Below are 20,330 nucleotides of genomic sequence, written 5' to 3' on the forward strand. Positions count from 1 at the left end.
GGCTACGTACTACGCCTGGCCATCGAAGTCGAGTTGGCCAGTGGTACCAAAACGTGGGTGTAAACGGTCTACCAAGTCACGGAACTGCTCTGGACTTTGCGACAGTTTCAGTAGAGTGACGATGGAACCCATGTGACTTTGTAATTTAGGGTGCCCCACCTCCTGACTTAGATGTTGGTGAAGCCGTGCTTTACGCTCCTCTTTGCTTGCCAGACGCTTTAGTTCTGGCAACAAACCTGGTGCAAGTCGATCGTAAACAACGTTATTGGTCACATGTCCGAGAAAACTAGGTCTCCACGATGGATTACCCACCGGTGGATATGGAATTTTGTAGATGCGGAAAAGTTCGCTGTAATACTCATCCGGGAACGTCTTCAACCATGGCTGGAGCTCTTTGGCGACGAAGGCTTCAAGAATCTTGGCTAGTGCCTGCTTGTCTCGATCCTTCTGATACCCAGTAGCCTCATCAATCAGCGCGACGATGCCAACGCGCGCGAATGCCCGCATCAAAATATCTGCCTGCACTGCATATCGCTGGTCTTGCTCCGTCAAGAGCAAATTGTTGTCACGCGCTGTGAGGATCGCTTCGCAAACTTCTTGCAAAACATGCGCCTCGTAACCATCACTTGGCACGTTGTCACCTTTCGGTGACTTGCCAACGAATTGAATCGGGTTGTCTATGGCGGCTATTAGGGCTGGATCACCATAGGCCTTAATGAGCTTGTGCTCAGCAACCCGAGAAACCCCAGCTCCGCGCCCTTTCATTCCGATGGCTGCAGTCAGGCCCCTACCAGAGATGACCCGACGTCCGTCGTCAAGTACAAAACACGGTAAGTCGATCAGGTTTGTAGCCAATTGACCAGAGTGAGTTGCCTTGGGCAACTTCTTCAATGCAGCCTTTGCTTGGGCAGCTGCACGGGCGTTTTCCTTGCGCTGCTCTGGCGTCATGCTGGCCATCCTGGCCAAGCCGCCGAGCGCGCGTCCGGTGGTGTTTTCTTCTTGCATCATTACTCCTTGGTGGTTGATGAGCAGCATCATATCACATTGCTAGTAAACAACCAGCATTATTACTGTTGCTCGGAAATAAATTTGTGATGTGTTCTGACTGGACTTGAGGACTGGGTGTCGTTTACATGGCGCAAATCGGCTTTTTGATGGCCAGAACGGGCACTGCCCTGAGAAAAAAACCCCCTGCGGCGGTATGAACCTACATGACCGCCCCAAATCGCACCCCACCACCAACCCCTCGCGCCGAGCCAAGCCCGATGGCCGTCATCGGCGCAATCCTGGCCCAGGGCGCTATTCGCCTTCTGGACCGCCAAAAACGCGAAGCTCAACTTGCTAACCGTACCGAAGAGAGCGTTCATGCAGGTGTTTTGACTACCAAGGACAACACCCATGAATGACTCACTTGTTGCACGCGTTGCAGCCCTTAAAACCTCGCCCACACCTGACCTCAAGCAAATGTGGCGAGAAATGTTTCAGACCGAACCACCACCGTTTAACCGGCGCTTCCTTGAAACGCGTCTGGCATACCGGATTCAGGAGCTGGCCCTTGGGGGCCTACGCCGCGAGACCGTCAAGCGCCTGGAGAAGCTTGGCGAACAACTCGATGGTGGCAAAGCCGATGTCCGCCGCCGCAGGGTTGATGGCAGGCCCATCTGCGGAACGCGCCTGATTCGGGAATGGGATGGTGAGCGCCACGAGGTGGTGGTGCACGTTGACGATTTCGAATACGCGGGTCAACGCTACAAGTCCATTTCACGCATCGCCATGGTGATTACAGGCACCAACCGAAACGGTTGGACCTTTTTTGGTTTGTCTTCTGGAAGGAGCGTCTAATGGCTACCACCCCTAAAGTCCTGTGCGCGATCTACACGCGCAAGTCCACAGAAGAAGGCTTGGACCAAAACTTCAACTCACTGGACGCCCAACACGATGCCTGCGCTAATTACATTGCCAGCCAAAAATCTGAAGGCTGGGTAACGCTCAAGGATCGTTACGACGACGGCGGTTTCTCAGGAGGAACCCTCGAGCGCCCGGCCATCAAGCGTCTGCTCGAAGACGTCCGGAAGGGTCTGGTGAACACCATCGTGGTTTACAAGATTGATCGTTTATCACGGTCGCTTGCCGACTTTGCAAAGCTGGTCGAGCTGTTTGATCAGCACAAGGTGACCTTTGTTTCGGTCACCCAGTCCTTCAATACCACCACCTCTATGGGACGGTTGACGCTCAACATCCTGCTGTCCTTTGCGCAGTTTGAACGTGAGTTGTCCGGTGAACGGGTGCGCGACAAGATTGCGGCCTCACGCAAGCGTGGCATCTGGATGGGTGGGATGCCCGCTTTGGGCTATGACGTGGTTGAGCGAAAACTGGTGCCCAACCCCAAAGAAGCAGCCATTGTTCAGGAGATTTTTGCTCGCTTTGCCGCAACGCCCTCGATGGCCACCATTGTCAAAGACCTGCGCAAGCGCGGTGTCACCTCCAAATCCTGGACAACAGCCAAGGGCGTTGTCCGCGAAGGCAAATTGATCACCAAAGGCCTTGTCTACAAGATTTTCAGCAACCCGGTCTACATTGGCATTGCGGCCTACAAGGGTCAGCACTTCCCTGGTGAACATGACGGCATCATCACGCAAGAGCTTTGGGATACGGTGCAGATGCACCTGAAAAACGGCACCCCTATGAATAAGGCGAGGCTGGCGGGTAGGGGCAGCGCGCCCTCTCTACTGCGCGGAATTATTTTTTCTGAGCAAGGACGGGCCTTCACGCCTGGCTGGACGCGCAAGCAGCACAAGACCTACCGCTACTACATCAACACCGACTCGATCAAGATCGGCAAAGAAAGCTGCGACATCTGCCGCATCCCCGCCGGTGAGATTGAACAGGTGGTTGTTGAAAAGATGCGCGGCATCCTGCGCTCACCAGAGGTGCTGGCCCACGCAGTGCGTGAGGTCAATGCGCAGCGGCCCAAGGTTGAAGAGACAAAAGCAATTAGCGCATTGCAGTCTGTCGACGCGGTCTGGGACGAACTCTTCCCTGCGGAGCAGGCCAAAGTTCTGCATACCCTGGTTGAACGCATCACTGTGCGCAAGGACGGCATATCAATCAAATGGCACGACAAGGGCTTGAACAAGCTGTTGCGCGACACGCTTGAGCCACAAAAAGAATTGGAGGCTGCATGAGCACCGATACCGAAGCGGGATTCACCACCGAGATTCCGATGACTTTTCGCAGGCGTGGGGGCAAGGCGGTGATCGTAATGCCCGACGGTTCTCGGGCGATCGAGCGGCGCGAGGCGCTGATTGATAACGCCATGGTCAAACTGCTGGCTCGCGGCCACCGCTGGCACCGGAAACTATTTGACGGTACCCACGCTTCAATTGAAGACATGGCCAAGTCAGAGAACATCAGTCCATCGTTTGTCAGCAGAATACTGCGCCTGGCCTATCTGTCACCCACAGTCATTGAAGCCATCCTAGACGGGAAGTACCCGGCGCAACTAACGATGAAAGATCTGATGGAGCCGTTTCCAATGGAGTGGTCTATGCAGGAGAAGATATTTTTGCAGCCAAAGTAGAAGCGAAAACAGCCTTCATTTCTTACGCACCAACGCAAATCCGAACCAAATGAATCTCTGGGTAGTTTCCAATTCACTTTACCTGTTGGTTTGATTCGAAGTGCTTTTTCGTTTACTATCGACAAGTTGGTGCTCGCGCTGTGGTTCACATAGCGCAGTTCAACGGGAAGCAGGAGAGAAGGTCACTCAAAGCCAACTTAACCTGCGCTGCCCCCGCAACGGTAAGTGGACGAATCCGCAGGGATTCCGCTTCCATCACAGCCACTGAGTGCCTTGAACAAGCGCTTGGGAAGGCGATGGAAGTCGTGCCACCAGCCCGGATACCGGCCAACAATGTGGTGGTGCGTCTTTTTAAAAGCGCGCTGCTGTAACGCTCATGTACTGGCGGGGATGCCGGTAAGGGCCTTTGTTTCGGGTTGATTCATATGCGAAAACTTCACTCACGCCGGCTCTTGGCCGCGCTTATCCACGCCCCCCTGTCAGTTCCGGCCGTCTATGCGCAATCAACGCCTGTAGACGTCCCCACACTTAGCCCAATTGTGGTGACGGCGACCCGTGTGCCGCAGCCGTTGGCCGACTTGGTGGCCGATGTAACGATCATTGACCGTGCAACCATCCAACGCAGCGGAGCGGTTGGCGTAGCGGATATCCTAGCCGGCGCGCCCGGTATTCAAATCAGCCGCCCCGGTAACGTTGGCTCTCCAACCAGCGTGTTCTTGCGTGGTGCGGAGTCGCGCTACACAGCGGTTTTTATCGATGGCGTGCGGGTTGATTCGCAGTCCACCGGCGGCGCAAGCTGGCAGACGATTCCGTTGGCCCAAATTGACCGTATTGAGGTGCTGCGCGGCCCGGCCGCTGCGGTGTATGGCTCTGATGCGATCGGCGGCGTGATTCAGCTGTTTACCCGCAAGGGTGATGGTGCATTAACGCCCTCGATCGGCGTTGGAATCGGTACTTACAACACAAAAAAGGTTGATGCGGCACTCAGCGGTTCAAGCGAAGCTATTGACTACTCGCTTGGGTTATCCAGTGAAACCAGTACTGGCTTTGACTCCCGGTCGGGTACACCTCACAATCCAGACAATGACGGCTACCACAGTAAATCAGCTAACGCTAGGCTTGGTTTGCAGGTCAGCAAAGCTCAGCGTGTCGAACTTACGGCACTGACGAGTAACGTTAACTCACAGTACGATGCCTTCGGCTATAACCTTGCAAAGCCGGTAGACGACCGCAGTCGCCTCAAGTTGACTACTGTCGGGGTGAACTGGCTGTCGCAATGGAGCGATACGTTCAGTTCGCGACTTAGCGTCACCGATTCGCGTGACCGCTACGAAACCACCCCCTCTTACTACCTGACCGAGACCAATCTGCGCAGCTACCTATTTCATAACAAGTTCCAGATGGGCAAGCATCTGCTGACAGCAACTCTCGAGCGAAGAGAAGACCACCTGAATAATGCTCCAATCAATGCCATTCGCTCGCAGGATGCGTTAGCTTTCGGCTACGGTTGGACTAACCGGAATCACACGATACAGCTAAACCTTCGAGGCGACCAGGACAGCGCCTTTGGTGGTTACACGACTGGCAGTGCCGCCTACGGCTTTGCTCTCTCGCCGCAGTGGCGCGTAACCGCCTCGGCTGGCACAGCTTTTCGTGCACCTACGCTTTATCAGCTTTTTAGCGAGTACGGCGTGTCAACTTTGCAGCCAGAAACCAGCCGGAATCTTGAGCTCGGCCTGCGTTATGCCCAGGGCACCAGTAGATTCAGTTTAGTGGCCTACCGCAATCTGGTCAGTAACCTGATCAGCTTTGGAACGGCAGGACCTTGTGCTTCAAGTCTCGGTTGCTACACCAACACGGCGCAAGCTGAGTACACGGGTTTAACGTTCTCAGGCCGCCAACAACTTGGAACAGTAAACTTTCATGGTTCGCTAGATCTGCAAGACCCCCGTAATCTGGCAAATGGTAATTTATTAGCACGCCGTGCGCGCCAGTACGGAACGTTTGGTGCCGACACCCGTGTTGCCGCTTGGACCGTGGGTACCGAAGCCCAGTTCAGTGGTTATCGCTATGACAATGCCGCCAACACAAGGCGCTTGGGCGGCTACAGCTTGATCAACCTGTACGCCAGCACTCCCATTAGCAAAGACTGGACGCTTCTTGCGCGTGTCAACAATCTTACGGACAAGAACTACCAGTTGGCTAATACCTACACGACTCCTGGGCGTACTTTTTACATGGGGGTGCGGTGGGCACCGCAGTGAAGATGACCGAGACTCTAAATGTCTGACATGACGGGTTGCCCCGCCATCCTCGTCGCTGCCCCGGCCTCCGGCCAGGGAAAGACGACGGTCGTGTCGGCCTTGGCGCGATTGCATGCGCGCCAGGGGCGCAAGGTGCGGGTGTTCAAGTGCGGGCCTGATTTTCTGGACCCTTACTGGCATTCGCTGGCCAGCGGCCAGCCGGTCTACCAACTCGATTTGTGGATGACTGGTGCCGATGACTGCCGCGCACGCTTGGCACAGGCTGCGTCGGAGTCAGATCTGATCATCGTCGAAGGCGTCATGGGGTTGTTTGACGGCGAACCCAGCGCGGCTGATCTGGCCGAGCGCTTTGGCCTGCATGTGCTGGCGGTCATCGATGCAGGCGCCATGGCCGGCACCTTTGGCGCGCTCGCATGGGGATTGCAACACTATCGCCCGGCCATGCCCTGGGCCGGTGTATTGGCCAACCGCGTGGCCAGCGAAGGCCATGCCGCGATGCTGAAAAACAGTATGCGTGCACCGGCCGACTGGCTGGGTGCTTTGATGCGCAATGACACGTTTACTTTGCCAGAGCGTCACCTGGGCTTGACGGTGCCCGGTGAAGTAGGCGATGCCATGGCGCGCTTGGACGCCGCTGCTGACGCGCTGGCAGCGACGCCTTTGGGACGCATGCTGCCGCAAGACATGGCGCACTGGGCTTTACGCTTGCCCGCCGGGCCGCAGCCTGCCTCAAGCCCGGGCAAACTTTTGCAAGGCCTCACAATTGCCGTGGCGCGCGATGCCGCGTTTTGTTTTATTTACCGGGCCAATCTAAATTGCTTGCAGGAGTTGGGCGCAGAACTGGTGTTCTTCTCTCCCTTGAAAGACAGCGCTTTGCCGGCCTGTGATGCTGTTTGGCTGCCCGGCGGTTACCCGGAGTTGCATGCGAACGTGCTGGGTGCCAACCATGCTCTGCGCGCTAGCCTGGCGCAACATATTGCCCATAACAAACCTGTCTGGGCCGAATGTGGCGGCATGATGGTTTTATTTGAAACGCTGATCGATGCCGACGGCCAAAGCCACGCGCAATGGGGATTGTTGCCAGGCACAGTGCACATGCAAAAACGCCTGGCCGCCTTAGGCCCGCATCAATTGCTTACGCCCGCCGGACTTTTGCGCGGCCATACTTTTCATTACTCCACTTGCGACAGCACTGCGGCGGTGCGCCAGCGTACCGCACGTCCCGGCCAGGAGCCCAAGCCCGACGCGGGCGAAGCCTTGTATTACCGTGGCTCGGTACAAGCCAGTTATTTCCATGCTTGGTTTCCCTCCAACCCGGTAGCTACCGCAGCGCTATTTATCGGCCAAGGAGCCTAGAGCTATGACAACTGGCTTTGACTACCCTATTGGTCCGCAGCGCATTATTTGTATGACCGAAGAGACCACCGAGTGGTTGTACCTGCTCGGTCAGGAATATCGCATTGTGGGCATTTCCGGCTACACCGTGCGACCCGCGCGTGCACGACAAGAGAAGCCTCGCATCAGCGCGTTTACCAGCGCGAAGATCGACCAAATACTGGCCTTGCAGCCCGATTGCGTGTTGGGTTTTTCGGACTTGCAGGCCGATATCGCATCGACCCTGATCCGCCAAGGCGTGCAAGTGACGATTTTTAACCAGCGTAGCGTGGCCGAGATTTTGTCCATGCTTTACCAGGTGGGTGCCATGGTCGGCCAAGCGCAGCAGGCCATGGAGCGCATCGCCGCCATGCAGGCGCAGATGCAGGCAGTGGCGCTTGCCGCTGCAGCCTTGCCACGCAGACCGCGTGTGTATTTTGAAGAATGGGACGAACCGCCTATCAGCGCCATCCGCTGGGTTTCCGAACTCATGGGGATTGCCGGTGGCGATGATTGTTTCCCCGAGTTGGCGCAGCAGTCCCTGGGTAAAAACCGAATCATTGCCGATAGCAGTGAGATCGTACGGCGCGACCCTGACATCATCATTGGCTCCTGGTGCGGAAAAAAATTTCGCCCCGAAAAAGTCACGGCGCGTGATGGTTGGCAAAACGTCAAAGCGGTACAACACCAGCAGTTATTTGAAATCAAGTCGCCCGACATATTGCAACCCGGCCCGGCATCGCTGACCGATGGTTTGGCGCATTTGCATCGCATCATCATGGACTGGGCGCGTGTGTATGCATAAAGCACTGACTATCGCGCGCAGCGAATTCATCCTCGGCGGTCAAAAGAGCGGTAAGTCGCGGCACGCCGAATTACTCGCGCAGCAGTGGCTTGGCCTGTCAACAGACCATAGCGCCGTATTGATCGCCACAGCCCAGCCCTGGGACGAGGAAATGCGCGCGCGCATCGGCCGCCATCAGGCCGACCGCGCGCAGCGTGTGCCGGGCATGCGAACCATTGAAGAGCCCCTGGCCTTGGCGCAGACTCTGGCCGTGCACAGTCGTCCCGATGTGCTGTTGGTAGTCGATTGCCTGACCTTGTGGCTGACCAACGGCATGATGCCCATGCACCCGCAAGCAGGCGCGCAATTTGATGTCGAAAGCCAAGTATTTGCCTTGACAGAGGCGATTGCCATAGCCACAGGCCCGGTGGTCTTGGTGGGCAATGAAATTGGCATGGGCGTGATTCCCATGGGCGCTGAAGTGCGCGCTTTTGTGGATGCACTGGGCCGGCTCAACCAGCGCGTGGCCCAGGCGTGTGCGCGTGTCACCTTGATGGCGGCCGGCTTGCCCCTAACTTTGAAAGCCGCTCCATGAAACGCTATTACTTTTATTTGCTGCTCGTCCTGTTGCAATCGTTTGCAGCGCAAGCGGTGGAAGTCGTCGACGACCGCGGTTTTCGCACCACCTTGCCGCATCCGCCGCAACGTATCGTCAGCCTCTTGCCGTCCTTAACCGAGTCGATTTGCGAACTCGGCTATTGCCAGCGCCTAGTGGGTGTGGACCGCTATTCAAACTTTCCCGCCAGTCTGCAAAACCTGCCCCAACTTGGCGGCGGGCTCGATCCGAATATCGAAGCGATTGTGGTGCTCAAGCCCGACGTGGTAATCATGGCGGCTTCGTCTCGTGCGGGTGAGCGTTTGCGCGCACTGGGTTTGAACGTGGTGGCGCTGGAGCCCAAAACCCATGCCGATGTGCAACGCGTCTTGCGCAAACTTGGTCAGTTGCTGGAAGCTCCCGATGTCGACAAAATCTGGCGCGCCATCGATGCCGGCGTATCGGCCGCCGCCCAATCGCTACCGTCTTCGGCGCTCGGCACGCGGGTGTATTTTGAAGTCAACCCCGCCCCCTATGGCGCGGGCGAGAACTCTTTCATCGGCGAGACCCTGTCCCGCCTGGGCGCAAAAAACATCATCCCTGCCAAGCTCGGCCCCTTCCCCAAGATCAACCCTGAATTCATAGTGCGCGCCAACCCGGATCTCATCATGGTAGGTGACAGTAGCGCCGAGGCCATGTTGCAGCGCCCGGGCTGGCCTGCCATGCGCGCCGTACGTGAACAACGCGTGTGCGCGTTTTCACCCGCGCAGTCCAATGTGCTGGTGCGCCCCGGCCCGCGCATGGCCGAGGCTGCGCGCTTGATGGCAGCGTGCGTCAACGAAAAGTCGCCGGGCTCGGGCCCTCGCAAGGTGCAGCGATGAACGTAGCTGCGCTGCGTCTGGCTGTGGTCTTGCTGCTGCTGAGCGCAGCGCTGATGCTGCTTGGCGTGTGCGTGGGTAGCGCTGGTTTTGAGGATTTGCTCCGGCCTTTGTTACATCCTCAAATTGACCCGGATCAAAGCGCACTGGCCGCGCAAATCGTGTTGGACATCCGCTTGCCTCGTACCATCGGCGCATGGACTGCTGGGGCTTTGCTTGGCTTGGCCGGTGCGGTGGCGCAAGGCTTGTTTCGTAACCCGCTGGCTGATCCGTATTTGCTGGGCAGCGCCTCGGGCGCAGCGCTGGCCGTAGCACTGGCACTGCTGGCCATGGGCGGCGCTTCGGGTATGTTGGGTGGTACCGTGATGAGCGCCGGCGCCACCTTCAGCGTCTACTCGGGCAGCCTGCTGGTACGACTGGGATTGACTGGTGCGGCCTTTGTAGGTGCGGTGCTGGCGGTGCTGCTCACGCTGATCTTGTCGCGTGGTGTGCAACACACTTTGCGTTTGTTGCTCGCGGGTGTGGTGGTCGGCGTGGTGCTGGGGGCGGCTACCCAGTTGGTCTTGTTATTCTCGCCCGAATCCTTGCAGGCTATGCAATCGTTTATGTTGGGCTCGACCGCCTTTGCAGGTTGGGCTGCGTGCGGCCTGATGGGCGTGGTCTGGTTGCTGGGCGTCGCCATTGCGTGCGCGCTCGGGCGGGTCCTGGACGGGCTCAGTTTGGGTGAGACTACGGCACGCAGTCTGGGCCTGCCGGTCGCCTCAATTCGCATGGTGCTGATCGTCGTGCTGGCTATCGCCACCGGAACTGCGGTTGCGCAAACCGGTTTGATTGCCTTTGTCGGCCTGGCCGCACCGCATTTGGTGCGCTCGGTCTTGAGCACGGGTCACCGCTGGTTGATTGTGCTGGCCAGTTTGATGGGCGCGGTCTTACTCATGGCCGCTGACGTGCTGGCGCGCTGGCTGATTGCGCCCCAGGAGTTACCCGTGGGCGTGGTGACTGCGGTACTTGGTGGTGCGTATTTGCTCTGGCTGATGCACCGCAGTACGCTGGCAAAAGGGGCTGCTTGATATGCCGGGTCCTAATGTTACAACCGCGCTGAAGGCGCAGAAATTACAGGTCAGCCTGATGGGTAGGCCGGTGCTGCATGGCCTGGACTTGGCTATTGCAGCCGGTCAGTGGACCAGCATCGTCGGCCCTAATGGCGCGGGCAAGTCCACCCTGCTCAAAGCACTGGCCGGCTTATTGCCGGCTGCTGGCCATGTTGAGTTGCTAGGCCAGCCCTTGCACAGCCTGCCAGTGCGCACCCGCGCATTGCAAATGGCCTGGTTAGGGCAAAACGAAAGCACGGGCGATGACCTCAAAGTTTGGGACGTCGCCATGCTGGGCCGCCTGCCGCACCAGTCTTGGTTGGGCGCCTCTAACCCCATAGACCATGCGGCAGTCGAGCAGGCCTTGCGCGCCACCCATGCCTGGGAGTGGCGCGAGCGTGCGCTGGGTCAGCTCTCGGCGGGTGAGCGCCAGCGTGTGCTTTTGGCGCGGGCGCTAGCGGTGCAAGCGCAGGTATTGCTGATGGACGAACCGCTGGCCAACCTGGACCCGCCGCACCAAGCCGATTGGTTGCAACTGGTGCGGGCCCTTGTCGCCCAGGGTTGCACGGTGGTGAGCGTCTTGCACGAGATTTCCATGGCCTTGCATGCCGACACCATAGTGGTGATGGCGCAAGGCCGCATGACCCACCACGGCCCCTGCGCTGATGCGCAAACCCACCGCGCCGTGGAGCAGGTGTTCGACCATCGATTGGCCATCCATGCCTTGGCCGGTCAATGGGTGGCCATACCGTCCAAAATCTGATTCTTATCCTTTAGGAAGTGCTAACCTTATGCAAATAGAAACGCCCCCCACCGAAAAGCCCTATGAAAAATCCGAGGGCGAGCGGCGCGGCCTCATTATTGTCAACACCGGCGACGGCAAGGGCAAAAGTACTTCGGCTTTTGGCCTGGCTTTGCGCGCCCACGGACGCGCCAAGAAGGTGAAGATTTTTCAGTTCATGAAAGTGCCTTCGGCACGCTTTGGCGAACACCGCATGTTTGAACAACTGGGCATCCCCATCGAAGGCCTGGGCGACGGCTTTAGCTGGAAAAGCCAGGACCTGGAACACAGCGCGCAATTGGCGCGCGATGGCTGGCAAAAGGCCAAAGCGGCCATCCAAAGCGGTGAGTACTTCATGGTCACGCTGGACGAAATCACCTACCCGTTAATTTACGGCTGGATGCCCCTGGACGATGTGCTGGACACCTTGCGCAGCCGCCCCAGCCATTTGCATGTGGTGTTGACCGGACGCCGCTGCCCCCCGGAAATCATAGCCCTGGCAGACACCGTGACCGAGATGACCATGGTCAAGCATGCATTCCAAGCGGGCATCCCGGCGCAGCGTGGGATTGAGGATTGAATGCGCCCCATTCACCTTGCACCCTTTCCATGCACTGGTGCGTCCCAGCGCATGGACTTTCTCAGAAAAAAAATTTAGCTTATGACGATTGATTCACCCCCCAAACCCACCATCAGCCCCTACAAACACCATGTGCTGCTGTGCACCGGCCAACGCTGCGGGGAGGAGGGGGCAGGACAGGCGTTGTATGACAGCTTATGGACCAAGCTCAAGGCGGCCGGCATACACGAGGGGCCGGAGCGAACCAAATTCAACAGCGTCAACTGTTTTGGGGCTTGCAAAGGCGGCCCAGTGATGTGTGTGCAGCCGCAGGGCATCTGGTACTACAACGTGACACCGGCCAATTTAGATCTCATCATTGCCGAGCATCTTGTGGGTGACCAAGCGGTGCAGGAGTTGGTTTTTCACCAGAGCCCTGAGGCTAGTGATTCCGCGCAGCGCGGCAGTGCTGGATGAGTCTGTGGGTTTGACCACATTCATTTCCACGCCCGATGCGGCCATGCTGTGTCTGCCTGTGCTGGCATTGCTGGCGGCGCTGGCGATAGACCATTTTCTCGGCGAGCCGCCGGTGCGCTTTCACCCGGTGGTGTGGATGGGCAATTACCTTACCTGGGCCGGCGAGCAGGTGCAATCCCTGAGCCGCCAGACTTTAGCCGCTGGTGGTGCGGCTATCGAAAACGAACCGGCCGACTTACCCGCATTCGCCCTCGGCGCACTGGCATGGTTATGGGGTATTTTGCTGGTGGGTGCTGCGGCGTATGCCATCGAACAAAGCGTGTTGGCATGGCTGGAGCCGTTAAGCTGGGCGGGCCTGCTGCTGGCTGCGCTGCTGCTGGGTCTGGTGCTCAAACCGGCATTGGCTTGGGCTATGTTGCGCACCGAGACGCAGGCCGTAGAACTTGCCCTCAGTGGCTTGCCCGATGGCTCACTGGCGCGGGGCCGGGAGCGATTGCGTTTTCTGGTCAGCCGGGATGTGACCGATTTTAGCGAGGTACAGGTAAGAGAAAGCGTCATTGAGTCGCTGGCGGAAAACCTGAACGACTCCGTGGTAGCACCGATATTTTGGTTTGTCGTACTGGGCCTTCCCGGTGCGCTGATGTACCGCTTTGCCAATACGGCCGATGCCATGTGGGGCTACCCTGGTATGTACCGTGAACGCAACTGGCAATGGGCCGGAAAGTGGGCAGCACGCGCAGACGATGTGCTCAGCTGGCTGCCGGCGCGTATCACCGCCTTGCTGCTGGCGCTGGCTGCGGCAGGTGTGTCCTTCGCGCAGTTGTACCGCGACGCGGCCCGTACACCGTCACCCAACAGCGGCTGGCCCATGGCTGCGATGGCGATGGCGCTGGGTTGCAGTCTGAGCAAGCCACAGGTCTATGTCCTGAATGCGCCAGGCCGCGAGCCCCAAGCGGCGGACACCGAGCGCGCCATCCGGCTGGCGGGCCGGGCGTTGCTGATGGGCGTGGCGGGCCTGGTGATGTTTACCTTGGTAGGCATGCTGAAGGGCTTGCCATGACCATGCAAGGCGAAAAGGTCATGCGCGTGCACGGTGGTGCCGATGCCTTAGGTGTTGCACGCTTTGATTTCTCCACCAACAGCAACGCTTGCGGCCCCTGCCCGCAAAGCTTGCACGATGTGCAACAGGCCGACACTACGCACTATCCGGACCCGGATTACCGCGACTTGCGCCAGGCGCTGGCAGACTTTCATGCGGTGGATGTCCGGCGCATTGTGCTGGCGGCCAGTGCCAGCGAGTTCATCTTCCGTATCAGCGCGCTCGCGGCGCAAAGGGCAAGCGCACGGGGCGAAATTGCCCAGGTCTGGCTGCCTGCTTGCGCGTATGGCGACTATGCCTATGCCGCGCAGGCATGGGGTTTGCGTCAGGTGCAGGACCCGCAGGCGGCGCAGCTGCTGTGGGCGTGTGAGCCGTCGAGCCCGCTGGGTCAGTCACATACTGACTGGCCAGCCTGGTTGCATCAGCCGCACAGTACGCCGCAGCCACCTGCTGCGCAACTGGTGCTCGATTGCGCGTATGCGCCATTACAATTACAAGGTCAGTCTTCCCTGACCAATGCGCAGCGTGACAGGGTCTGGTGTTTGTGGACCCCTAATAAGGCGCTAGGCTTGACAGGCGTGCGTGCTGCGTATGCGATTGCACCACTGAACGCAGACGCAGAGGTGCAGTCGCTGCGAGCGCTCGCACCTTCCTGGCCTTTAGGCGCGCACGGTGTGGCCATGTTGCAGAACTGGGTGCAAACCGATACCCAGGCATGGCTGACGCAAAGCCGCAGTTTGCTTCAAGCCTGGAAGCAACGCCAGTTGATGGCCCTGAAAGAATTAAACTGGGATTGTTTGCCCAGTCTGGCCAATTTTTTCTGTGCCCGTTCGCTTACAGATATAGATCTGCCGGCGCTGCGCGCAGCAGGCATCAAATTACGTGACGCCTCGTCCCTGGGCTTGCCAGGCTTTTTCCGGCTTGCGGTGTTGCCGCCATTAGCGCAGGATGCGTTGTTCGCCCAGTTGCAGCGTTACTTGCAAGTGGGCAAAGTGCAACAAAAGGATGGGGTGTGAGCGCGCGTTGTGTCATGGTGCTGGGCACTACCAGCGGCGCAGGTAAAAGCTGGCTGACCACCGCCTTGTGCCGCTACTACGCACGCCAAGGGCTAAAGGTCGCACCATTCAAAGCGCAGAACATGAGCAACAACGCACGGGTGGTGGCTTCCAGTAACGGTCAGGGCGAGATTGGCAGCGCACAATACTTTCAAGCACTGGCCGCGCATGCTTTTCCAGATGTGCGCATGAACCCGTTACTCTTAAAGCCCGAGCGCGATAAGCACAGCCAGGTGGTCATGCTCGGACATGTGGACGAGGTGTTGACGCACATGCCTTGGCGCGAGCGCAGCAATCATGTGTGGCCGCGGATTGCAGCTGCGCTCGACGAATTGATAGCCGACCACGATGTAGTGGTCATCGAAGGCGCAGGTTCGCCTGCTGAAATCAATTTGTCCAGCAGCGACATCGTCAATATGCGCATCGCTTTGCACGCGAATGCGGCCTGCCTGCTGGTGACCGACATCGACAAAGGCGGCGCGTTTGCGCATCTGTACGGTACCTGGGCTTTGTTGCCGACCCATGAGCGCGCACTGCTGCGTGGCTTTGTATTGAACAAGTTTCGTGGTGATGCTTTATTGCTATCGCCTGCACCGCAGATGTTGCAAGACCTGACTGGTGTGCCCACGGTGGCGACTTTGCCGATGTGGTGGCAGCACGGCTTGCCGGAGGAGGACGGCGTGTTTGACGAGCGCAGTATCGCCAGCGGTGCGGTACGAACGACGATAGCTGTCATCGCCTATCCGCGCATCAGCAACCTTGACGAATTTCAACCATTAAAAAATATTCCAGGTTTGCGCTTGCAATGGGTACGCAGCCCGGCAGACCTGGTCGGTTTGAAGCCCATTGATTGGATCATCCTGCCCGGCTCCAAGCACACCAGCGGCGACTTGGCCTGGTTGCGCGCGCAAGGCCTAGATACTGCAATTGCACAGCATGCACAACAGGGCGGAGCGGTGCTAGGTATTTGCGGCGGTCTGCAAATGCTGGGCGAAGCTTTGATTGACCCGCACGGCATTGACGGCAACGCGCCTGGCTTGGGTCTACTGCCTCTAGTCACAGTGTTTGAAACCAACAAAATCGTGCGGCATACGCAGGCCTGTTTTTCAGATGCTCTGGCAGCTTGCACTACATCAACGTTCGCGCCGCTGGCCGGTGTCACGGTAGCGGGCTATGAAATCCACAACGGCCAGACGCAGCAGCACGCAGACATGGCGCAGGCCGGTATCGTGGCGCACGCTGCCTTGCCCGATGGCCTAGGCTGGTACAACGCGCAGGGTAATGTCTTGGGTGTGTATGTGCACGGTTTGTTTGAGGACGCCGCTGCCGTGCAAGCTTTGTTCGGCGCGGGCCGCGCGCAGCCGGTGCCAACGCTGGATAGCGTGTTCGAGGGTCTGGCAGACTATGTGCAAGTGCACTTTGAGCCCGGCGTGTTGGATGCCCTGATTTGTTGATTTCTTCTACCCTACTGGAAAATTTCCGCCCTATGAATACAACCCAACCTACCCTCAGAAATCTGCACGACCAAGCATTGAACAGCGTATTGCAGGATGCCATAGACAACAAAACCAAGCCACCGGGCTCGCTTGGTCGCCTCGAAGCACTAGCGGTACAAATCGGCGAAATTCTGGGCACAGATAAACCCGTGCTGGAACATCCGCAAATGGTGGTGTTTGCCGCCGACCACGGGCTCACAGCGCAAGGCATATCAGCCTTTCCTGCGGATGTGAGCTGGCAGATGGTTGAAAACTTTTTGGCCGGCGGCGCAGCGGTCAGCGTACTGGCGCGTCAACACGGCTTAGCTTTGACGGTGGTCGATTGCGGAGTCAACCGCGATTTTTTAGCGGGTCTGCCTGCGGGCACACCACGCCCGGGTTTGCTGGTGCGCAAAGTGGCGGGCGCAGAGCACGGCACGGCGGATTCTTCGCAAGGCGTGGCGATGACGCCATCGCAATGCGAACAAGCCATACGCAACGGCATGGAACTGGTGCGCGACATACCTGGCAATGCATTGCTGCTGGGTGAAATGGGCATTGGTAACACCTCGGCCGCTTCTTTGTTGTTGGCGCGTTTGGCGGGGCTGGATATAGCATTGTGTACCGGCGCGGGCACTGGCTTGGATGCGGCGGCCGTGGCGCGCAAATGCGAGGTCTTGCGCCAGGTGTTGGCGCTGCATGCAGATGCGACGCAGCCCTTGGACGCACTGGCCTCGTTCGGCGGGCTGGAGATAGCCACCATGACCGGCGCGATATTGCAAGCGGCAGTTCAGCGACGGGTGATTGTGGTGGACGGTTTCATTGCCAGTGCGGCGGTGCTGGTGGCGCATGCGTTGCAGCCGCTGGTCTTGCAGCGCTGCGTGTTTGCGCACCGCTCGGGCGAGCGCGGTCATGAATTCATGTTGCAACACTTAGGCGTGCATGCCTTGTTGGATCTGGGCTTGCGCCTAGGCGAAGGGTCTGGCGCAGCGCTGGCCTGGCCGCTGTTGCAGTCTGCCTGCGCCATTCTTCGCGAGATGGCCAGCTTTGCCTCGGCCGGCGTGTCTGAAAAATCCACACCTGTCGTCGCATGAAAGCCTTGCGCCATTTCCTGCTGGCGCTGCAATTTTTCACCCGCATTCCGGTCACCGGTAGGCTGGCCGATTGGGTGGGATTCAGCCAGGCCATGTTGCGCGCCAGTGCTGCGTACTTCCCGGCGGTCGGCGTGGTGGTCGGTGGCTTGGTGGTGCTGTTGACGGCGGCGCTGATGCATTACTTGCCCGCTACTTACGCACCCTTGGCAGCGGCAGCGCTGGGCACGACGTGGAGCGTGTGGCTGACCGGCGCTTTTCATGAAGACGGTCTGGCTGATGTGGCCGACGGCTTGGGCGGCAGCTATGACCGTGAGCGTGCGCTCATCATCATGAAAGACTCGCGCGTCGGCGCTTTCGGCGCGATTGCCGTGGTGTTGATTTTGCTTAACAAAGTGGCGCTGCTGGCCTTGCTCGGTGCGGTCGGCCTGGTTTGGATGTGTTTTGCTTTGATGGCTGGTCATGTGATTTCGCGCACCTGGCCATTGCTCATAATTAGATGGCTGCCACATGTGGGCGACGAAGCGGGATCCAAGTCCAAGCCTTTGGCCGATCAAATCAGCACAAGCAGTTTGGCCGTCGCTTTGTTCTGGTGTGCAGGTGCACTCGCCTTGAGTACCTGCATCGCAGCGGCTGTGTTAACCGGATCCGATCCGCTAACGCTGGCAATTACGCAAGTGCTGCCCGTGCTGAAAGTCTTGGCCTTCGGTAGTCTTGCCAGCGCATTGATCTTTGTTTATTTGTTACGTTTGTTTGCCCGGCGTTTGCAAGGCTTTACGGGCGACTGCCTGGGTACCACGCAACAGGTGTGTGAAATTGCGTTTTACCTGGGCTGCACGCTGGCTTTAGGTAGCGGCCATTAAGCGCCGGCGGCAAAAGCACTATGGCGCTGTGGATAGTCAGACACGCCAAGCCGCTGATCGCCAGTGGCGTCTGTTACGGCGCGTTGGATGTAGCGGCGGATACACAACACACCTTGCTAGTTGCCCATGCATTGGCGCAAGCGCTGCCACTAAATTGCAACGTTTGGGTGTCGCCCTTGCGGCGTTGCATGCAACTGGCCGATGCTCTGTCAGACATACGGCCTGAATTGAATACGCAGACTGACACGCGCTTGAGAGAAATGGACTTCGGCACATGGGAGGGCGTGGCCTGGGACGCGATTCCCCTGGCAGCCATGCAAGCCTGGACCGATGATTTCGGCGCACACCGCTTTGGCGGTGTGGAAAGCGCTAACCAGGTATTGGCCCGGGTTACAGACCTGTGGGATGCCGCGCGGCAACATCCTGATGCACCCCAGGTGTGGATTACCCATGCCGGAGTGGCGCGCGCCGTGCGCTTGCTGTCACAAGGGTTCCGAAGCGTTAGCAGCGCCAGCCAATGGCCTAAGGATGCGCCCAGCTATGGAGAGTGGTGGCGCATTGATATTTAAACCAGCTAAGTGGCAAGGTTGGCCTGAAATTTTGCCTTTTGAAACGCGCCTTACGATGGCCCTGCTACCCGTAACTACTTGCCGATTTCCTCTTTTATTTTGATGCTTTGCACGGTCTGAACAACGAAATTTCATTCAGCTTGGTTCAAAGCCTGTTTTGCCTTCATCCGCAAATTCATGGCTCGGAACCAAGTCCGAAAAAGTCATGAGGTTTTGAGACAAAAGGGGTTTGAGACGACTTTCCCAGGCTGCTGCGGCAGGTCGCAGTCAGGAGCTCAAAGCAAAAAGCCCCGCGTGGTGCGGGGCCTGAGGCTGCCTCAAGGCCTGCTGAGCAGGTTTGAGGTCTTTGTACTGGCGGAGAGGGAGGGATTCGAACCCTCGGTAGTGTTGCCACTACGCCTGATTTCGAGTCAGGTACATTCGACCACTCTGCCACCTCTCCGGGTTCGGTTTCGTTTGTCGAAGCTGGTATTCTATCAGGCCGACAGCGTCTCCAAGCCGCCCATATAGGGCCTCAACACCTCGGGCACCGTGACCGAGCCATCGGCGTTTTGGCAGTTCTCGAGCACGGCCACCAGCGCACGGCCCACGGCCAAGCCAGAGCCATTCAAGGTGTGCACCAACTCGTTTTTGCCCTGCGCGTTTTTGAAGCGTGCCTGCAAACGGCGCGCCTGAAAGGCCTCGCAGTTGGACACGGAGCTGATCTCGCGGTAGGTGTTTTGCGCAGGCACCCAGACTTCCAGGTCATAGGTCTTGCTCGCGCCAAAGCCCATGTCACCGGTGCACAGGCTCATCACGCGGTAAGGCAAGCCCAGCTTTTGCAAAATGGCTTCCGCATGACCCGTCATGGCTTCGAGCGCTTCGTAGCTGTGTTCGGGGTGCACGATCTGCACCATCTCGACTTTGTCAAACTGGTGTTGGCGAATCAGGCCGCGCACATCGCGTCCGCCACTGCCCGCCTCCGAACGAAAGCAAGGGGTGTGAGCCGTGAGCTTGATCGGCAAATCGGCCTCAGCCAAGACCTCGTCGCGAACCACATTGGTGAGCGTCACTTCTGAGGTGGGGATCAGGTAAAGCGCTTGGCTTTCTTCACCCTCTTGGCCGCCTTTGTTGGCTGCAAACAAATCGGCCTCGAACTTGGGCAACTGGCCCGTACCGCGCAGCGTATCGGCGTTCACGATGTAGGGTGTGTAGCACTCGGTGTAGCCGTGCTCTGAGGTCTGCACATCCAACATGAACTGTGCCAAAGCCCTGTGCAAACGCGCCACGGGGCCGCGCATGAAGGTGAAGCGCGAACCGGTCAGCTTGGTGCCGGTCTCAAAGTCCAGGCCCAGCTTCTCGCCGATGTCCACATGGTCTTTGAGCTCGAAATCAAAGCTGCGCACAGTGCCCCACCGGCGCACTTCCACGTTGCCTTCTTCGTCCTCACCCACAGGCACTGATTCGTGCGGCAAATTGGGCACTGCGAGAAGCAGGTCTTGCAGCTCGGCCTGGATCACTTCCAAGCGCTGGGCCGAAGCATCGAGCTCTGCCTTGATCGCCCCCACTTGCGCCATCACGGCATCGGCCTCGGCGTGCTGGCCCTTGCCCTTGAGCATGCCAATTTGCTTGGACAGGCTGTTGCGCTGGCTTTGCAGCTCTTCGGTGCGGGTTTGAAGCGTTTTGCGCTCGCCCTCCAAAGCGCGAAACAGCTCAACATTCAAAAAGGGTTGAGGATTTTTACGGGTCTGCAAACGCGCAACGGCAGCGTCCAGATCTTTGCGGAGAAGAACAATATCAAGCATGGGGGGATTGT

General features: G+C 58.4%; 21 protein-coding genes, 1 tRNA gene and 1 riboswitch. Of the genes, 19 read left to right on the forward strand and 3 right to left on the reverse strand.

Annotated features, from left to right (window positions below):
* Window positions 1–9: 9 nt before the first annotated feature.
* Window positions 10–1,038 (reverse strand): P63C domain-containing protein, encoded by a 1,029-nt coding sequence (locus B472_RS14385; protein WP_019425675.1) that lies wholly within the window; start codon window positions 1,036–1,038, stop codon window positions 10–12.
* A gap of 173 nt (window positions 1,039–1,211) precedes the next feature.
* Here B472_RS14385 and B472_RS16990 point away from each other — a divergent pair, with 173 nt between their 5' ends.
* The 19 genes from B472_RS16990 to B472_RS14480 all read left to right on the forward strand — a co-directional run bounded on the left by B472_RS16990 (window position 1,212) and on the right by B472_RS14480 (window position 18,535).
* Window positions 1,212–1,406, forward strand: a complete 195-nt coding sequence (locus tag B472_RS16990) for a hypothetical protein (RefSeq protein WP_133176108.1) — start codon at window positions 1,212–1,214, stop codon at window positions 1,404–1,406.
* Window positions 1,399–1,842 (forward strand): DUF2924 domain-containing protein, encoded by a 444-nt coding sequence (locus B472_RS14395; RefSeq protein WP_019425677.1) that lies wholly within the window; start codon window positions 1,399–1,401, stop codon window positions 1,840–1,842. The genes B472_RS16990 and B472_RS14395 overlap by 8 nt, the downstream gene beginning before the upstream one ends.
* The gene (locus B472_RS14400; RefSeq protein WP_019425678.1) at window positions 1,842–3,185 is read left to right on the forward strand and encodes a recombinase family protein; all 1,344 of its coding nucleotides are present in this window, start codon (window positions 1,842–1,844) and stop codon (window positions 3,183–3,185) included. The genes B472_RS14395 and B472_RS14400 overlap by 1 nt, the downstream gene beginning before the upstream one ends.
* On the forward strand, window positions 3,182–3,580 hold the full coding sequence (locus tag B472_RS14405) for a hypothetical protein (protein WP_019425679.1): 399 nt from the start codon (window positions 3,182–3,184) through the stop codon (window positions 3,578–3,580). The genes B472_RS14400 and B472_RS14405 overlap by 4 nt, the downstream gene beginning before the upstream one ends.
* Window positions 3,581–3,690: 110 nt before the next feature.
* Window positions 3,691–3,927: riboswitch (cobalamin riboswitch) on the forward strand.
* A 78-nt stretch (window positions 3,928–4,005) separates the two neighbouring features.
* Window positions 4,006–5,844, forward strand: a complete 1,839-nt coding sequence (locus B472_RS14410) for a TonB-dependent receptor domain-containing protein (protein WP_019425681.1) — start codon at window positions 4,006–4,008, stop codon at window positions 5,842–5,844.
* Window positions 5,845–5,871: 27 nt separating this feature from the next.
* Window positions 5,872–7,200: a cobyrinate a,c-diamide synthase gene (locus B472_RS14415; RefSeq protein ID WP_019425682.1), complete on the forward strand. Its 1,329-nt coding sequence runs from the start codon at window positions 5,872–5,874 to the stop codon at window positions 7,198–7,200.
* A gap of 4 nt (window positions 7,201–7,204) precedes the next feature.
* Window positions 7,205–8,023 (forward strand): ABC transporter substrate-binding protein, encoded by an 819-nt coding sequence (locus B472_RS14420; protein WP_026039276.1) that lies wholly within the window; start codon window positions 7,205–7,207, stop codon window positions 8,021–8,023.
* The gene (locus tag B472_RS14425; protein WP_026039277.1) at window positions 8,016–8,597 is read left to right on the forward strand and encodes a bifunctional adenosylcobinamide kinase/adenosylcobinamide-phosphate guanylyltransferase; all 582 of its coding nucleotides are present in this window, start codon (window positions 8,016–8,018) and stop codon (window positions 8,595–8,597) included. Before B472_RS14420 ends, B472_RS14425 begins: the two co-directional genes overlap by 8 nt.
* On the forward strand, window positions 8,594–9,478 hold the full coding sequence (locus B472_RS14430) for an ABC transporter substrate-binding protein (RefSeq protein WP_019425685.1): 885 nt from the start codon (window positions 8,594–8,596) through the stop codon (window positions 9,476–9,478). Before B472_RS14425 ends, B472_RS14430 begins: the two co-directional genes overlap by 4 nt.
* Complete coding sequence (locus B472_RS14435; protein WP_019425686.1) at window positions 9,475–10,545, forward strand: iron ABC transporter permease; 1,071 nt, start codon at window positions 9,475–9,477, stop codon at window positions 10,543–10,545. Before B472_RS14430 ends, B472_RS14435 begins: the two co-directional genes overlap by 4 nt.
* Window position 10,546: 1 nt before the next feature.
* A complete protein-coding gene (locus B472_RS14440) occupies window positions 10,547–11,329 on the forward strand; it encodes an ABC transporter ATP-binding protein (RefSeq protein WP_026039280.1) in 783 nt (260 codons plus the stop codon).
* A 28-nt stretch (window positions 11,330–11,357) separates the two neighbouring features.
* The gene (gene cobO, locus B472_RS14445; protein WP_019425688.1) at window positions 11,358–11,927 is read left to right on the forward strand and encodes a cob(I)yrinic acid a,c-diamide adenosyltransferase; all 570 of its coding nucleotides are present in this window, start codon (window positions 11,358–11,360) and stop codon (window positions 11,925–11,927) included.
* Window positions 11,928–12,008: 81 nt separating this feature from the next.
* On the forward strand, window positions 12,009–12,383 hold the full coding sequence (locus B472_RS14450) for a ferredoxin (RefSeq protein ID WP_019425689.1): 375 nt from the start codon (window positions 12,009–12,011) through the stop codon (window positions 12,381–12,383).
* A gap of 43 nt (window positions 12,384–12,426) precedes the next feature.
* Window positions 12,427–13,443, forward strand: a complete 1,017-nt coding sequence (gene cbiB / locus B472_RS14455; RefSeq protein ID WP_050995411.1) for an adenosylcobinamide-phosphate synthase CbiB — start codon at window positions 12,427–12,429, stop codon at window positions 13,441–13,443.
* Complete coding sequence (locus tag B472_RS14460; protein ID WP_019425691.1) at window positions 13,440–14,498, forward strand: aminotransferase class I/II-fold pyridoxal phosphate-dependent enzyme; 1,059 nt, start codon at window positions 13,440–13,442, stop codon at window positions 14,496–14,498. Before cbiB ends, B472_RS14460 begins: the two co-directional genes overlap by 4 nt.
* Window positions 14,495–15,991: a cobyric acid synthase gene (locus B472_RS14465; RefSeq protein ID WP_026039281.1), complete on the forward strand. Its 1,497-nt coding sequence runs from the start codon at window positions 14,495–14,497 to the stop codon at window positions 15,989–15,991. The genes B472_RS14460 and B472_RS14465 overlap by 4 nt, the downstream gene beginning before the upstream one ends.
* A gap of 32 nt (window positions 15,992–16,023) precedes the next feature.
* A complete protein-coding gene (gene cobT, locus B472_RS14470; protein ID WP_026039282.1) occupies window positions 16,024–17,106 on the forward strand; it encodes a nicotinate-nucleotide--dimethylbenzimidazole phosphoribosyltransferase in 1,083 nt (360 codons plus the stop codon).
* On the forward strand, window positions 17,103–17,966 hold the full coding sequence (locus B472_RS14475; protein WP_019425694.1) for an adenosylcobinamide-GDP ribazoletransferase: 864 nt from the start codon (window positions 17,103–17,105) through the stop codon (window positions 17,964–17,966). The genes cobT and B472_RS14475 overlap by 4 nt, the downstream gene beginning before the upstream one ends.
* Before the next feature lie 20 nt (window positions 17,967–17,986).
* Window positions 17,987–18,535, forward strand: a complete 549-nt coding sequence (locus B472_RS14480; protein ID WP_026039283.1) for a histidine phosphatase family protein — start codon at window positions 17,987–17,989, stop codon at window positions 18,533–18,535.
* Window positions 18,536–18,887: 352 nt separating this feature from the next.
* Here B472_RS14480 and B472_RS14485 read toward each other — a convergent pair.
* Both B472_RS14485 and serS read right to left on the reverse strand, forming a co-directional pair.
* Window positions 18,888–18,977, reverse strand: a tRNA-Ser gene (locus B472_RS14485).
* Between the two features lie 34 nt (window positions 18,978–19,011).
* Window positions 19,012–20,319, reverse strand: a complete 1,308-nt coding sequence (gene serS / locus B472_RS14490) for a serine--tRNA ligase (protein ID WP_019425696.1) — start codon at window positions 20,317–20,319, stop codon at window positions 19,012–19,014.
* Window positions 20,320–20,330 lie beyond the last annotated feature (11 nt).

The sequence above is a fragment of the Limnohabitans sp. Rim28 genome (genome assembly GCF_000293865.2).
GTDB lineage: Bacteria > Pseudomonadota > Gammaproteobacteria > Burkholderiales > Burkholderiaceae_C > Limnohabitans_A.

Excerpts from the sequence above, each read along its gene's own strand:
- B472_RS14395 (WP_019425677.1), top strand. The coding sequence starts at position 1,399 with ATGAATGACTCACTTGTTGCACGCGTTGCAGCCCTTAAAACCTCGCCC.
- B472_RS14435 (WP_019425686.1), top strand. The coding sequence starts at position 9,475 with ATGAACGTAGCTGCGCTGCGTCTGGCTGTGGTCTTGCTGCTGCTGAGC.
- B472_RS14405 (WP_019425679.1), top strand. The coding sequence starts at position 3,182 with ATGAGCACCGATACCGAAGCGGGATTCACCACCGAGATTCCGATGACT.
- cbiB (WP_050995411.1), top strand. The coding sequence starts at position 12,427 with ATGCTGTGTCTGCCTGTGCTGGCATTGCTGGCGGCGCTGGCGATAGAC.
- B472_RS14400 (WP_019425678.1), top strand. The coding sequence starts at position 1,842 with ATGGCTACCACCCCTAAAGTCCTGTGCGCGATCTACACGCGCAAGTCC.
- cobT (WP_026039282.1), top strand. The coding sequence starts at position 16,024 with ATGAATACAACCCAACCTACCCTCAGAAATCTGCACGACCAAGCATTG.
- B472_RS14440 (WP_026039280.1), top strand. The coding sequence starts at position 10,547 with ATGCCGGGTCCTAATGTTACAACCGCGCTGAAGGCGCAGAAATTACAG.
- B472_RS14420 (WP_026039276.1), top strand. The coding sequence starts at position 7,205 with ATGACAACTGGCTTTGACTACCCTATTGGTCCGCAGCGCATTATTTGT.
- B472_RS14410 (WP_019425681.1), top strand. The coding sequence starts at position 4,006 with ATGCGAAAACTTCACTCACGCCGGCTCTTGGCCGCGCTTATCCACGCC.
- serS (WP_019425696.1), bottom strand. The coding sequence starts at position 20,319 with ATGCTTGATATTGTTCTTCTCCGCAAAGATCTGGACGCTGCCGTTGCG.
- B472_RS14425 (WP_026039277.1), top strand. The coding sequence starts at position 8,016 with ATGCATAAAGCACTGACTATCGCGCGCAGCGAATTCATCCTCGGCGGT.
- B472_RS14460 (WP_019425691.1), top strand. The coding sequence starts at position 13,440 with ATGACCATGCAAGGCGAAAAGGTCATGCGCGTGCACGGTGGTGCCGAT.
- B472_RS16990 (WP_133176108.1), top strand. The coding sequence starts at position 1,212 with ATGACCGCCCCAAATCGCACCCCACCACCAACCCCTCGCGCCGAGCCA.
- cobO (WP_019425688.1), top strand. The coding sequence starts at position 11,358 with ATGCAAATAGAAACGCCCCCCACCGAAAAGCCCTATGAAAAATCCGAG.
- B472_RS14480 (WP_026039283.1), top strand. The coding sequence starts at position 17,987 with ATGGCGCTGTGGATAGTCAGACACGCCAAGCCGCTGATCGCCAGTGGC.
- B472_RS14450 (WP_019425689.1), top strand. The coding sequence starts at position 12,009 with ATGACGATTGATTCACCCCCCAAACCCACCATCAGCCCCTACAAACAC.
- B472_RS14385 (WP_019425675.1), bottom strand. The coding sequence starts at position 1,038 with ATGATGCTGCTCATCAACCACCAAGGAGTAATGATGCAAGAAGAAAAC.
- B472_RS14430 (WP_019425685.1), top strand. The coding sequence starts at position 8,594 with ATGAAACGCTATTACTTTTATTTGCTGCTCGTCCTGTTGCAATCGTTT.
- B472_RS14415 (WP_019425682.1), top strand. The coding sequence starts at position 5,872 with ATGACGGGTTGCCCCGCCATCCTCGTCGCTGCCCCGGCCTCCGGCCAG.
- B472_RS14475 (WP_019425694.1), top strand. The coding sequence starts at position 17,103 with ATGAAAGCCTTGCGCCATTTCCTGCTGGCGCTGCAATTTTTCACCCGC.